General features: G+C 70.5%; 11 protein-coding genes. 8 read left to right on the forward strand and 3 right to left on the reverse strand.

Annotated features, from left to right (window positions below; all coding sequences use genetic code 11):
• Nucleotides 1-14 precede the first annotated feature (14 nt).
• Nucleotides 15-2,786: a glycoside hydrolase family 2 protein gene (locus G6N64_RS21310; RefSeq protein ID WP_163799535.1), complete on the forward strand. Its 2,772-nt coding sequence runs from the start codon at nt 15-17 to the stop codon at nt 2,784-2,786.
• Between the two features lie 95 nt (nt 2,787-2,881).
• Complete coding sequence (locus G6N64_RS21315) at nt 2,882-3,067, forward strand: hypothetical protein (RefSeq protein ID WP_163799537.1); 186 nt, start codon at nt 2,882-2,884, stop codon at nt 3,065-3,067.
• Here the strand turns inward: G6N64_RS21315 and G6N64_RS21320 are convergent.
• Nucleotides 3,061-3,330, reverse strand: a complete 270-nt coding sequence (locus G6N64_RS21320; protein ID WP_163799538.1) for a hypothetical protein — start codon at nt 3,328-3,330, stop codon at nt 3,061-3,063. The two genes, G6N64_RS21315 and G6N64_RS21320, sit on opposite strands and share 7 nt — an antisense overlap.
• 126 nt (nt 3,331-3,456) lie before the next feature.
• Between G6N64_RS21320 and G6N64_RS21325 the strand changes: the two genes are divergently transcribed.
• From G6N64_RS21325 to G6N64_RS21340, 4 genes are all read left to right on the forward strand, one after another.
• Nucleotides 3,457-4,743: a competence/damage-inducible protein A gene (locus G6N64_RS21325; protein ID WP_163799541.1), complete on the forward strand. Its 1,287-nt coding sequence runs from the start codon at nt 3,457-3,459 to the stop codon at nt 4,741-4,743.
• A 5-nt stretch (nt 4,744-4,748) separates the two neighbouring features.
• Complete coding sequence (locus tag G6N64_RS21330; RefSeq protein ID WP_308206619.1) at nt 4,749-5,687, forward strand: phosphotransferase; 939 nt, start codon at nt 4,749-4,751, stop codon at nt 5,685-5,687.
• Nucleotides 5,684-8,173 carry a GcvT family protein gene (locus G6N64_RS21335; protein ID WP_246230743.1) on the forward strand — a complete coding sequence of 830 codons (2,490 nt, stop codon included), beginning with the start codon at nt 5,684-5,686 and terminating at the stop codon, nt 8,171-8,173. Before G6N64_RS21330 ends, G6N64_RS21335 begins: the two co-directional genes overlap by 4 nt.
• Nucleotides 8,174-8,244: 71 nt before the next feature.
• The gene (locus G6N64_RS21340; protein ID WP_163799542.1) at nt 8,245-9,453 is read left to right on the forward strand and encodes an alpha/beta hydrolase family protein; all 1,209 of its coding nucleotides are present in this window, start codon (nt 8,245-8,247) and stop codon (nt 9,451-9,453) included.
• 9 nt (nt 9,454-9,462) lie between these two features.
• On the opposite strand, the gene G6N64_RS21345 is transcribed toward G6N64_RS21340, so the two are convergent.
• Nucleotides 9,463-10,380, reverse strand: coding sequence for an alpha/beta fold hydrolase (locus G6N64_RS21345; RefSeq protein WP_163799544.1), 918 nt, complete (start codon nt 10,378-10,380; stop codon nt 9,463-9,465).
• A gap of 137 nt (nt 10,381-10,517) precedes the next feature.
• Here G6N64_RS21345 and G6N64_RS21350 point away from each other — a divergent pair, with 137 nt between their 5' ends.
• Nucleotides 10,518-11,171 carry a response regulator transcription factor gene (locus tag G6N64_RS21350; protein ID WP_163799546.1) on the forward strand — a complete coding sequence of 218 codons (654 nt, stop codon included), beginning with the start codon at nt 10,518-10,520 and terminating at the stop codon, nt 11,169-11,171.
• Between the two features lie 5 nt (nt 11,172-11,176).
• Here the strand turns inward: G6N64_RS21350 and G6N64_RS21355 are convergent, their stop codons facing one another.
• Nucleotides 11,177-11,536, reverse strand: coding sequence for a response regulator transcription factor (locus G6N64_RS21355; protein WP_163799548.1), 360 nt, complete (start codon nt 11,534-11,536; stop codon nt 11,177-11,179).
• A 110-nt stretch (nt 11,537-11,646) separates the two neighbouring features.
• Between G6N64_RS21355 and G6N64_RS21360 the strand changes: the two genes are divergently transcribed.
• The gene (locus G6N64_RS21360; protein ID WP_163799550.1) at nt 11,647-13,191 is read left to right on the forward strand and encodes a histidine kinase; all 1,545 of its coding nucleotides are present in this window, start codon (nt 11,647-11,649) and stop codon (nt 13,189-13,191) included.
• Nucleotides 13,192-13,193: the final 2 nt, after the last annotated feature.

The following is a 13,193-nucleotide window of genomic DNA, read 5'->3' on the forward strand; positions in this document are numbered from 1 at the left end:
CCATCGCGACCGAGATGCGCCGGACGGCCGTCCTTGGGCTCGTCATCTCGGTGGTGGTGCTGCTGCTCGGCGCGGGCGACCTGCCGCGCTTCGCCCAACCCGAGCCGCCCGCGACGCAGACCGAACTCTCCGACGGCTGGCAACTGGCATCCGCCCGCGACGTGGGCGACGACGGGGCCGCGATGTCGCGTGCGGACTACCGGCCCGCCGGATGGCACGGCGTGCCCGACATGCCGGCCACGGTGCTGCAGGCCCTCGAGGACGACGGCACCTATCCGAACCTGTACTACGGGAAGAACCTGCTCGAGGACGTGCCGCAGGATCTCTGGCGGCAGGACTGGTGGTACCGAACGACATTCGAGGCACCCGCGGGGCACACCGACTACCGACTCGAGTTCCCCGGAATCAACTACCGGGCCCAGATCTGGCTCAACGGCTCGCTGGTGGCCGACGACGACGAGATCGTGGGCATGTACGTCGACCACGACGTCGACGTCTCGCGCTGGATCCAGCCGGGCCGGGCCAACACGCTCGCGGTCAAGGTCACCCCCGAGCGCGCGCTACAGGACGTCGACGGCGTCGAACTCGCCGACAGCTGGTTCGACTGGATCAACTGGAACTACCTCGGATACCAGGGCCCGAACAAGAATCCGGGCAACGGCAACTCGTTCGTCGCCGACCGCAATGCCGGCATCTGGAAGCCCGTGTACCTCAGGTCGTCCGGCACGGTCGCCATCGGCCCCGCGACCGTCACCACCGACCTGCCCCTGCCCGCCACCGACAGCGCGCGGCTCACGATCTACGCCACCCTGTCGAACGCGTCGTCCGAGCGGTCGCGCGGCGTGCTCAGAGCCACCATCGAGCGGCCCGGCACCCCACCGATCACCGTCGAGCGCCCGGTCAGCCTGGGCCCGCGGGAGACCGTCGAGGCCCAGTTCAGCCCGGACGACTTCGCGGCGCTGACCCTGGATCGGCCCACACTGTGGTGGCCGTACACGATGGGCGACCCCGCGCTGTACGACCTGCGCCTCGAGTTCGTCCAGTTCGGGAAGGCGGTGGACACGACGTCGCAGCGGTTCGGCGTGCGGGAGGTCGAACAGTTCCGCGACGACGACGAAAAGTTCCCCGAACTCGGTCTGGGCGGCAGCTTCTACCTCAGGGTCAACGGGCGCGACTTCCTGGTCCGCGGAGCCACCTACACCCCCGACCTGCTCTACGACTACGACCCCGACCGCGAGGACGCCGTCCTCGGCTACACCCGCGACCTCGGGCTGAACATGCTGCGCCTGGAGTCGAAGATCCCGACCGCGCGCTTCGCGGAGCGGGCCGACGAACTGGGCATCCCGCTGATGGTCGGCTGGATGTGTTGCAACCAGTGGGAGAAGTGGCCGCAGTGGGACGCCGAGGACAATCGTGTCGCGCGGGCGAGCCTGCGGTCACAGGTCACCATGCTGCGATCGCACCCGTCGGCGTTCGTCTGGGCCAATGCGAGCGATGGGCGGCCACCCGCGCCCGTCGCCGACGCCTACCACGCCATCCTCCGAGACCTGCACTGGCAGAACGCCGTCGTCGACAGCGTGTCCTCCTACACCGTCGACGCCACCGGTCGCCGACTGTGGGACGGCATCCAGATGGCGGGCCCCTACACGTGGCGGCCGCCGACGTACTGGTTCAGCGGCGAGTACCGCGCCGCACGCGGCGCCTCCGCCGAACAGGGCGACAACGAGCACATCCCGCCCTTCGCGAGCCTGAAGCGCTTCATCCCGCCGGACAAGCTGTGGCCCATCAACGACGACTGGTACTTCCACGCCGGCTCCAACCCCGACAATGCCGCGTTGCGCAGCATCCAGCGCGCCGTCAACCGCCGGTACGGCCCGTCCAGCAGTGCCGAGCAGTTCACCGCGAAGGCCCAACTCGCGCACTACGAGTCGACGCGTGCCCAGTTCGAGTCGTTCGCCGCGCTCGGCTGGGCCGGGCACAAGATGACGCTCTACTGGATGCTCAACAACCACTGGCCGTCCTTCTTCGGCAACGTCTTCGACTACTACCTGCGACCCGGCGGCGCCTACTTCGGCGCGAAGAAGGGCCTGCGGCCGCTGACGGTGACGTTCGACTCCTATGCCACCGGCAATCACGACCGCGCCGTGGTGACCGCCGTCAACCAGACCCCGCGCGACGAATCGGACCTGCGGGTCCGGGTCCGGGTGTACGACACCGCGGGCCGGGTCCGCGACGACAGGACCAGCGGGCCGCTGACGGTGCCGTCCGGCGGTGCGGTGACCGCATTGAACCTGCCGCGGGTGGCCCGTGACTCGCCGGTGTCCTTCGTGCGTGCCGAGCTCCTCGACCGCGACGGGCGCGTGATCACCGAGAACGTGTACTGGCAGTCCCGGCAGAACGACGACGTCGGCGATCCCGATCGTGACTTCGCCTTCGTGCTCAACCAGTCGAACTGGGCGGACATGACGGCGCTGAACTCGCTCCCGCCCGCGCCGCTGACGGTCTCGGCGAGCAGCGAGGTCGACGGTGACGGGCGCGACGGCATCGCGGTCCGACTGACCAACCCCTCCAGCCGGATCGCGTTCTTCGCGCGGGTGGAGGTGACCCCCACCCGGGACGGCGACGAGATACTCCCGATCACCTACGACGACAACTACGTGACCGTGTTCCCGGGCGAGACGGTCGTGGTGCACGCGACGGTCCCCGATACGACGGCCACGGCCACCTGGGCGCGGGTCACGCCGTACGACGCCGACGCGATCGGCGTCCCGATCGAACCGCGCTGACCCTCGGCGTTACGAGCCCCGACGGTCGGGGTACGCGCCCCCGTCGGGGCACGCCTGCCCCGCGTCGACGGAAGGGAGATCGCACGATGTCCAGCATGGAGCCATCGCAGGAGGCCGATCCGGCCGACGTCGCCGAACAGGCCCGCGAGACCGCCGAACGGCCCGACGGCGGCGTCACGGCCGTCGACGAGCCGGCGCTGGAGTCGGATCCCGCGGACTACGTCGAGCAGCACCAATCGATCGTGGGCGACGAGGACGACGACGACCGGCGTCGTTACTGAGGCGCGCCGGGCTCGTGTCCCGCCTGCTCGGACTCCCACTTCGACTCGAGCGCGCGGGTGACGACCGCGTCGGCGGCGAACTCGACGTCGAAGGTCTCGCCGTCGTCGTCCTCGAAGGTGAACAGCACGGCGGCGGCGCCGCCGGACGTGGTGTCATCGCGGTGCACGACCTTGTACGGGCGCGGGCCGTCGCCCCGGTCGACGTCGACGAGGTCGCCGGGTGCGACGTCGGCGGCGCGGTCTTCGCTGGATGTGGAGGCCATGCGACCACGGTAGCCGCAACGCCGAGCACCCCGGACGGGCCCGACGAACCCGTCGTGCGGCCGGCGGGCGGCGCGTCCGCGACCACCGCCGCTCGCGAGGGTGGCCTTGGTCGTAGTGTCAGTTCCGTGAGTGTTCGCGCGGGAATCGTCGTCACCGGTACCGAGGTCCTGACCGGGCGGGTTCGGGACCTCAACGGACCGTGGCTCGCCGACAGGTTGCTCGAGTTCGGCGTCGAGCTGGCCCACATCACGATCTGCGGCGACCGTCCCGCCGACATCCTGGCGCAGCTGAGGTTCCTGGCGGCCGAGGGCGTGGACCTGATCGTGACCAGCGGTGGCCTCGGCCCCACCGCCGACGACGTGACCGTGGCGACCGTCGCGGAGTTCTGCGGCCGCGAACTCCTGCTCGACCCCGAACTCGAGGAGCGCATCGCCGACATCCTGCGGCGGATGATTCAACGCCGGACCACGAGTTCGACCGCCGTCGACTTCGAGGCCGTCCTGGCCGCCAACCGCAAGCAGGCCATGGTGCCCGTGGGCGCCGAGATCCTCGAGCCGGTCGGTACCGCACCCGGCGTCGTCGTTCCCGGTACGCCGACGGTCGTGGTGCTGCCCGGGCCGCCGCGGGAACTGCAGCCGATGTGGGCGCGCGCGGTGGCCACGGCGGCGGTCCAGCAGGCGACCGCCGGACGCACCACGTACCGCCAGGAGACCATCCGGATGTTCGGTCTGCCCGAGTCGGGTCTCGCCGAGACGCTGCGCATCGGGGAGCAGAGCATCGCCGGCTTCGAGCGGATGGAGATCACGACGTGCCTGCGGCGCGGTGAACTCGAGATCGTCACGCGCTACGAACCGGACGACGTCGACGTCTACGCCGGCCTCGTGGGGCTGCTGCGCGACCACCACGCCCGGGAGATGTTCTCCACCGACGGTGCCCTGATCGACGACCAGGTGGCGGCCCTGCTCAGCGGCCGGACGATCGCGACGGCCGAATCCTGCACGGCGGGAATGATCGCCGCGCGACTGACCGACCGCGCCGGGTCGTCGGCGTACGTTGCCGGCGGTGTGGTGTCCTACTCCAACGAGGCAAAGTCCGACCTGCTCGGCGTGGACGCCGCGCTGATCGCCGAGCACGGCGCGGTGTCCGAGCCCGTCGCCGAGGCGATGGCCGCCGGCGCGCTGCGGCGCTTCGGCGCTGACACGGCGATCGCCACCACCGGCATCGCCGGCCCGGGCGGCGGAAGTGCCGAGAAGCCGGTCGGCACCGTGTGTTTCAGCGTCGCACTTGGCGACGGGACCACGACCACACGAACCCTGCTGCTCCCCGGCAGCCGCTCCGACGTGAGGGAGCGGTCCACCACCGTGGCGATGCACATGCTGGCTCGCGCGTTGAGCGGCGGAGACGGAGACTGACCGCGGTGTCGTTCGCCGCCATGCCCGACGCCGACCTCGACGAGATGCTCGGAGGGTTCCCGGTGCTCGCCGATCAGCCCCGGGTCCTCGAGGACCTTCCCGGCGGGCTCACCAACCGCAACGTCAAGGTCACCACCCCGACCGGCGTGTACGTCGCCCGCTGCTGCGACACGTCGACGAGCCTGCTGGCCATCGACCGCGACGTCGAGTACGAGAACTCGCGCGCGGCCGAGGAGGCCGGTGTCGGTGCGCCCGTCGTCGACTACCGCCCCGACCTCGGCATCCTGCTGATCGGGTTCGTCCCGGGCCACACCCTGAGCGACGACGACTTCGACCGCCCCGGCGTGATCGCCAAGGTGGCCGCAGGCTGCCGGACGCTGCACGAGGGACCGCGGTTCGGCAATGACTTCGACATGTTCGAGATCCAGCCGCGCTACCTGAAGACCGCGCTGGACAACGGTTTCCGCATCCCATCGGACTACGACGCCTACGCCGGCCAATTCTCCGACATCCGGGCGGCGCTCGCAGGCGACGAGGCCAGCGTGCCGTGCAACAACGACCTGCTGGCCGCCAACTTCGTGGAGGACGGCGACCACGTGTGGCTGATCGACTACGAGTACTCGGGCAACAACGACCCCTGCTTCGAACTCGGCAACGTGTGGCGCGAGTGCCGGCTCTCGCTCGACCAGCTCGAGGAGCTCGTCACCTGCTACCACGGGCGCGCCGAGCGGCGATCGATCGCGCGGGCCCGACTGCAGGGCACGGTGTCTCAGTACGGCTGGACCCTCTGGGGCTGCATCCAGAACGGATCGAGTCCGCTCGACTTCGACTTCTGGGAGTGGGGGATGGAGCGCTACGAACGCGCCGTCGAGGAGTTCCGGGGGCCGGACTTCACACGCCTGCTCGACGACGTGCGGACACCCGATCGAAGGCGGACGAGTTGACCGAGGAAACGACCGGATCCGTGCTGCCCGACCGCGCCCGGGTTGTCATCGTGGGTGGCGGCGTGATCGGCACGAGCGTCGCGTATCACCTGACCAAGCTCGGCTACACCGACGTGCTGCTCCTCGAGCAGGGCCGGCTGTCATCGGGCACCACCTGGCATGCCGCCGGGCTGGTGGGTCAGCTGCGCGCCTCCGAGGGCGGCACCAGGCTGGTGCAGTACTCCACCGCGCTCTACACCGAACTCGAGGCGGAGACGGGACTGACCGCGGGCTACCGCCAGTGCGGTGGCGTGACCGTGGCGCGGACCGAGGACCGGATGATCCAGTTGCGCCGCACCGCCGCCAACGCCGCCGCGTTCGACATGGAATGCGAACTGCTCACCCCCGACGAGGCGCTCGCGCACTACCCGGTGATGCGCGTCGACGACCTGGTCGGCGCGATCTGGTTGCCCGCCGACGGCAGGGCCAACCCGACCGACCTCACCCTGGCACTGGCCAAGGGCGCGCGGATGCGCGGAGCGCGAATCCGGGAGCGCACCAGGGTGATCGGCGTGACCACCACGAGCGACGGCGACGACCGCAGGCGACGCCGCGTCACCGGGGTGCGCACCGACGCGGGCGACGTCGAGGCGGACGTCGTCGTCAACTGCGCCGGCCAGTGGGCCAAGCAGGTGGGCGCACTCGCCGGGGTCAACGTGCCGCTGCACTCCGCCGAACACTTCTACGTGGTGACCGAGTCGATCGACGGCGTGCACACCGACATGCCGATCCTGCGGGACCCCGACGGCTACACCTACTTCAAGGAGGAGGTCGGCGGGCTCGTCATCGGCGGGTTCGAGCCCGAGGCGAAACCGTGGGTCGGTCCCGACGCCATCCCGTACCCGTTCGAATTCCAGCTACTGGAGGAGGATTGGGAGCACTTCCAGATCCTGATGGACAACGCCCTGCTGCGGATCCCGGTGCTGGAGGAGACCGGGCTGAAGAAGCTCTACAACGGCCCCGAGAGCTTCACACCCGACAACCAGTTCATCCTCGGTGAGGCGCCGGAGTGCGGGAACTACTTCGTGGCAGCGGGTTTCAACTCCGTCGGGATCGCGTCGGCGGGCGGTGCCGGGCGGGCACTGGCCGAGTGGATCGTCGAGGGGGCTCCGACGACCGACCTCACCGGCGTCGACATCCGCCGCTTCGCGCCGTTCAACGGCAACAACCGCTGGCTGCACGACCGTGTCGCCGAGGTCCTGGGCCTGCACTACGAGATCCCCTGGCCGAACCGAGAGATGAGCACGGCGCGTCCCTTCCGCCGCTCGCCGGTGCACCACCTGCTGGCCGCGGCGAACGCCAACTTCGGCAGCCGCATGGGATGGGAACGGGCGAACTTCTTCGCACCGGCCGGGTCGGAACCGGTGATCGAGTACTCCTGGGGCAAGCAGAACTGGCTGCCGTGGTCGGCCGCCGAGCAGACCGCCACCCGCACCGCGGTCGCCGTGTTCGACCAGACGTCGTTCTCGAAGTACCTCGTCGTCGGCCCGGACGCCGAGGCCGCCCTGCAGTGGCTGTGCACCGCCGACATGGCCGTCGAGGTCGGCTCGTGCGTGTACACCGGCATGTTGAACGCGCGCGGCACCTACGAGGCTGACGTGACGGTGACCCGGACCGCCGAGAACGAGTACCTGATGGTCAGCAGCGCGGCCACCACGGAACGCGACAGGGACCACGTCACGCGGAACCTGCCCGCGGGCTGTCGCGCCGAGGTCGTCGACGTCACCTCCGCGATGGCGGTCTTCGGCGTGATGGGGCCGCGCTCCCGGGAACTGCTGTCGCCGCTCAGCGACGCCGACCTGTCGGACGAGGCGTTCCCGTTCGGCACCAGCCGTCGGATCACGTTGGGCTACGGCGGTGTTCGCGCGACCCGCATCACCTACGTCGGTGAACTCGGGTGGGAGCTCTACGTGCCTGCGGAGTTCGCCGTCGGCGTCTACGAGGACCTGCTGACCGCGGGCGAGGCGCTCGGCGTCGCGCGCGGCGGCTACTACGCCATCGAGTCGCTGCGGCTGGAGAAGGGGTACCGGGCGTTCGGCCGCGAGCTGACCCCGAACGTGGATCCCGTCGAGGCCGGGCTGCTGTTCACGTGCAAGCTCGGCACCGACGTCGACTTCCTCGGTCGCGCCGCGGTCGAGAAGGCCAGGGCCGACGGACGTCCGAGCAGGGTGGTGAGCTTCGCCGTGGCCTCGCCCGACGCGATGCTGTGGGGTGGCGAGCTGGTCCTGCGGGACGGCGTCGTCGCAGGACAGGTCACGTCGGCGGCGTGGGGCGAGACATGCAGATCGTGCGTAGGGCTGGCGAACGTGCGCTCGGCGGACGGGTCACCGGTCGACGCGGCGTGGCTCGACACCGGTGGCTACGAGGTGAACGTCGGTGGGACGCGGTACCCGATCACGCTGTCGCGCAGGCCGATCTACGATCCGACGAACGCTCGGATACGGTGACGTCGCCGAGCGACGTCGAGGGGGGACATCGATCGAATGGAAGGACGATCCGTGTGGGGAGGAAGCGGAACGTGACGCAACTGTTGGACGACGTCGAGATGGACGCCCAGCTGAGCCGGACGCTGATCGCCGTCGCCGCCGAGGCGGCCGATCTGGGCGAGGCGCTGGCGACCGCCGGACGGACCATCCCGGGGGACTACGACTCGTGGTTCGAGGAGTGGTCGGCGACGGCCGAGGTGGCCCGCCAGCTCGCCGACGACGCGCTGGCGAAGGGCCGCGCGGTGACCGCCCGCAAGGCCTACCTGCGCGCCGCGGAGTACTGGCGCCAGTCGTTCTTCTTCATCCGCCACGACATCACCGACGAACGGCTGCTGCGCGCGTGGCGCGAACATCGCGCGGCGTTCCGGGCGGCGCTGCCACTGCTCGAGTGGTCCAGCGTGATCGCGGAGATTCCGTACGACGGCGTGACCATGACCGGGTACTTCTTCAAGGCCGCCGACGACGGCGTCCCGCGGCCCACCGTGATGGCCCCCTGCGGTTTCGACTCGACCGCCGAGGCCGGGTACCTCGCCACCGGGTACATGGCCCTACCGCGCGGCTACAACTTCTTCGTCTTCGAGGGTCCCGGGCAGGGTGGCATGCTCTTCGAGCACGGCAAGACCTTCCGGCCCGACTACGAGGTGCCGTTCCGGGCCGCCTTCGACTGGCTGCTCGGCCGGATCGGCGTCCACCCCCAGGCCGTCGCCGTCCTGGGCCGCTCGTTCGGCGGCTTCCTCGGGCCTCGTGCCACCGCCTTCGAGCCGCGCGTCGCCGCGCTCATCGCCGATCCCGGTCAGTACGACTTCGAGTCCCGCCTCGGTGGCCTGGCCGACCGCGTCCCCGGTGATCCCGAGCGATTCCTGGACCGCCTGACCGACGCCGATCCCGAACTGGACGCCGCCCTCGAGGAGGTGGTGTCCGATCCGCGGTCCCGGGAGTGGTTCGGATCGCGCATGGCGGCCATGGGCACCCGCACCGTCGGCGACTTCCTGCGCAAGCAGCTGGAGTTCACCCTCGACGGCGTCGTGAACGACATCCGGTGCCCGACGCTGCTGACGGAGGGCGAGGGTGACTTCGCCGCGCAGGGCGAGATCCTCTACGAGAAGCTCAGGTGCCCCAAGCGGCTGACGACGTTCAGCGCCGAGGAGGGCGCGGGCGGACACTGCGAGGGGTTCGGCGCCACCCTGTTCGAGGGCTACGTGTTCGACTGGCTCGACGGCGTGATGGGCCGGCCGGGCTGACCGCCGCGGTCAACGCTTCTCGTCGACCGCGTCCCACAGCTCCATCAGCGAGCCCATGATCTCCTCGGCGACCCCGAGCCCGCCGAGATGGCTCTCGCCGGCCAGCGCGGTGAGTTCGGCGTCGGGCAACCGCCCGACCACGTGCTCGCCGTGCGCGAACGGCACGATGTGGTCCTTGTCGCCGTGCCACCACCGCACGGGCACCTTGACCTCGTCGAGCCGGAAACCCCAGTCCTTCGCGAACACCGCCACGTCGGCGAACGGCGCCGCGAGTTGCTTGCGGCTCCCGTTGAGCAGGTCGTCGAGGAACATCGCGCCGAACTCGGGCCGTTCGAGCAGGCGACGGTCACCGGGAGGGGAGATCCGGCCGTAGGCGTACAGCGCCACCGGGGCGATCGGCCGGATGGCGCGCACCATCCCGACCGCCGCGAGTCGCAGCGGTAGCCCGATGAGGGGGAGCGCGGGGGCGACCTTCGAGCCGAAGCCCATCAGTCCGCCGCCGATGCCCTCCTCGCCGACCGTGGGCGCGACGCCGCCGAGCACGCCGGCGACGACCACGCGGTCGGGCATGGCCGCGGCGCAGGCCAGCGTGTAGGGGCCGCCACCGGACAGGCCGATCACGGCCATCTGGCCGATGCCCAGCACGTCGGCGATGGTGCGCAGGTCGTCGGCGAACGCCAGCACGTTGGCATACGTGTGCGGGGTCGACGAGCCGATGCCGGGGCGGTCGATGCCGATCAGCCGGATCCCGTGGTGCGCGGCGTATGCGCGCGCCTCGACGGGGATCTGACGGCGCGCGCCCGGCGTGCCGTGCAGCCAGAACATCGCGCGGCCCAGTGGATCACCGAACTCGGCGAAGCCCAGCTGGCGGTTGGCCCCGACGGCGACGTTGCCTTCCAGCTTGGGGCGCTCGATTGACATGACCATGGGCAAGAGTGTCGCACGCCCGGCAGGCCGCTCCGACCGGCTTGGCGGCTTCGCCCCGGCACACGGTGGCAAACCGCTTCCGACCACATTCCCTGCCAACGAGCATCGAAGTGGCTGTGGGTGCGAGAATCTCGGGAATGAGTGCCATACGGGTGGTGGTCGCCGACGACGACGTCCTGCTGCGGGAGGGGTTGGCGAGCCTGCTCGACCGGTCCGGGTTCGACGTCGTCGGGCAAGCCGGCGACGCCACCGGGCTCCTCGACCTCGTCCGCGACGTCCAGCCCGCGCTGGCGGTGGTCGACATCCGGATGCCCCCGACGCACAGCACCGAGGGGCTCGACGCCGCACGGAAGATCCGCGAGGAGTGGCCCGGCATCGCGATCCTGGTGCTTTCCTCGCACGTCGACGTCGACCACGCGATGGAACTGCTCGCCGGCGGACACTCCATCGGCTACCTGCTCAAGAGCCGCGTGACCGACGTCGCGGACTTCGTCGACACCGTCGGCCGCATCGCCGGCGGCGCGTCGGTCGTCGACCCCGCGCTCGTCGCCGAGCTGGTCTCGGCACGCCGTCGCGACGATCCACTGGGAGCGCTCAGTGCCCGCGAGCGCGAGGTGCTGACGCTGATGGCGGAGGGACTGTCCAACGCGGGCATCGGGCGGCGCATCTGGGTCACCGAGGGCACCGTCGAGAAGCACGTGCGCAGCATCCTCACCAAGCTCAGCCTGCCCGAGACCGGCGACGACCACCGACGCGTCCGCGCGGTGATCATGTACCTCGACTCGCTCTGAGTCCCTCAGTCCCGGTGTGCGACGAGGTCGCGGATCGCGGCCGCCGACAGTGCGAACTTCGGCACGAACCCCAGCGCCGGGCTCGCCGCGATCATGTCGGCGAAGTCATGCTCGGAGTGCGTGGAGATGAGGATGGTCGAGGGTGCAGGCGTCTCGCACTCGTTCAGCTCGGCCACCAGGTCGAAGCCACTCTCGACCCCGAGGTCGACGTCGACGAGCGTCACGTCCGGGTGCAGGTCGCGATACTGCGCGAGCGCATCCGCGGTGTTGCTCGCGATCCCGACGACCTGGATCCCCGCCCGCTCGAGCATGGTGCGCGCGGCGTCCCGGAAGTTCGCGCTGTCGTCGACGATCAGGCAGCGCACGAGATACCTCCTGAATACGACATCCTTCGAGTGTGGCAGCGGCGCGCAGCCAGGGCATTGCTGCTAGCTGGAAACACCGCATTCCCGCTGACGCACTACCATCCGGATCGATGACCGACCACGGAGAACGTCGAGACGCGCAGCGGCCGCTCCGCAGTCGCCTGCTCGGCGTGGTGCTGCGCCCCGACGCACGGCCGCTCGGCTGGGGGATCGTGGTGGCGATCGGCTTCCTCGCCGCCGAGACCGCGGTCGTGCTGGTGCTGGCGCGCGTGGCGCCGGAGAACGCGTTCGGCGCGATCTTCCTGCTCGGAGTGCTCGTCGTATCCGCCGGCTGGCACGTCGGGCTCGCCGTCGCGATGTCGATCGCCAGCACGCTCGTCTACCTGTCCTTCCACCTCGACGGTGTCGCCGCCGCGCTGTTCGTGTTCCTTCCGGTGGCGCTGCTGGCCAACGTCCTCGCCGGGCAGGCACGGCTGCGGGCCGCCGAGTCCGAGCGGCGCAGACGGGAGGCCGACGCGCTGGCCCGTCAGCAGGCCGCGCTGCGCCGCGTCGCCACACTGGTCGCCCGCGGCGCCGAGCCCAGCGAGGTCTATCCGGTGGCCGTCACGGAGCTCGCGCGCGGTCTCGGCGTCGAGCACGTCACGCTGACGAAGTACGAGACGGACGACACCTGCGTGGTGCTCGCCGCGGTCGACGCGACCGACAGGCTGAAGCTGGTCGTCGGCGAGCGGCTGTCGCTGGACGGTGACAGCGTCACCGCACGGGTGCACCGCACCGGCACGCCCGCCCGGGTCGACGACTACGACGGGGTCGCGGGCTCGATCGCGACGCGACTGCGCGATCTCGGCCTGCGTTCGGGTGTCGGCGCGCCCGTCGTCGTCGACGGCAAGACCCGCTGTGCGCTGATCGTCGGCTCCGCCGCGTCCGACCCGATGCCACCGCAGGCCGAGGAGCAGATCTGCGACTTCGCCGACCTGATCGGCACCGCGATCCGCAACGCGGAGAACCGCGAGGAACTCAAGGCGTCGCGCTCGCGGATCGTCGCGGCGGCCGACCAGGCCCGCCGCGGGATCGAACGCGACCTGCACGACGGCGCCCAGCAGCGCATCGTGTCACTGGGTCTGGGGTTGCGGACGCTGGAGGCGTCGATGCCCGAGGGCGACGCCGCGCTGCGCCACCAGGTGGAGAACCTGATCAACGGCATGGCCGACCTCTATACCGAACTCCAGGAGCTGTCCCGCGGCATCCACCCGGCGATCCTGTCCAAGGGTGGGCTCGCACCCGCACTGAAGACGCTGGCGCGTCGTTCGGTAGTGCCCGTCGGGCTCGAGCTGTCGGTGGCGGGCCGGTTGCCCGAGCCGATCGAGGTCGCCGCCTATTACGTGGTGGCCGAGTCGCTCGTCAACGTCGCCAAGCACGCCGAGGCGTCCGAGGTGGTGGTGCGGGCAACCCTCGACGACGCCGCACTGACGCTGGTGATCGCCGACGACGGCGTCGGGGGAGCGGCGACCGGAGGCGGCAGCGGCCTGATCGGCCTCAAGGACCGGGTGGCGGCCGTCTCGGGTGAGCTGGCCGTTGCGAGCCGGACCGGTGTCGGCACGACGGTCACCGCACGCATCCCCGTGCCCGCGGCCGAACTCGTCGCCGCCGAGTGACC

Source organism: Mycolicibacterium sediminis, assembly GCF_010731735.1.
GTDB lineage: Bacteria > Actinomycetota > Actinomycetes > Mycobacteriales > Mycobacteriaceae > Mycobacterium > Mycobacterium sediminis.

What these genes read in the sequence shown, in the direction of transcription:
- G6N64_RS21310 (WP_163799535.1), top strand. Translation starts at nt 15, where the DNA reads ATGCGCCGGACGGCCGTCCTTGGGCTCGTCATCTCGGTGGTGGTGCTG.
- G6N64_RS21315 (WP_163799537.1), top strand. Translation starts at nt 2,882, where the DNA reads ATGGAGCCATCGCAGGAGGCCGATCCGGCCGACGTCGCCGAACAGGCC.
- G6N64_RS21320 (WP_163799538.1), bottom strand. Translation starts at nt 3,330, where the DNA reads ATGGCCTCCACATCCAGCGAAGACCGCGCCGCCGACGTCGCACCCGGC.
- G6N64_RS21345 (WP_163799544.1), bottom strand. Translation starts at nt 10,380, where the DNA reads ATGGTCATGTCAATCGAGCGCCCCAAGCTGGAAGGCAACGTCGCCGTC.
- G6N64_RS21350 (WP_163799546.1), top strand. Translation starts at nt 10,518, where the DNA reads ATGAGTGCCATACGGGTGGTGGTCGCCGACGACGACGTCCTGCTGCGG.
- G6N64_RS21360 (WP_163799550.1), top strand. Translation starts at nt 11,647, where the DNA reads ATGACCGACCACGGAGAACGTCGAGACGCGCAGCGGCCGCTCCGCAGT.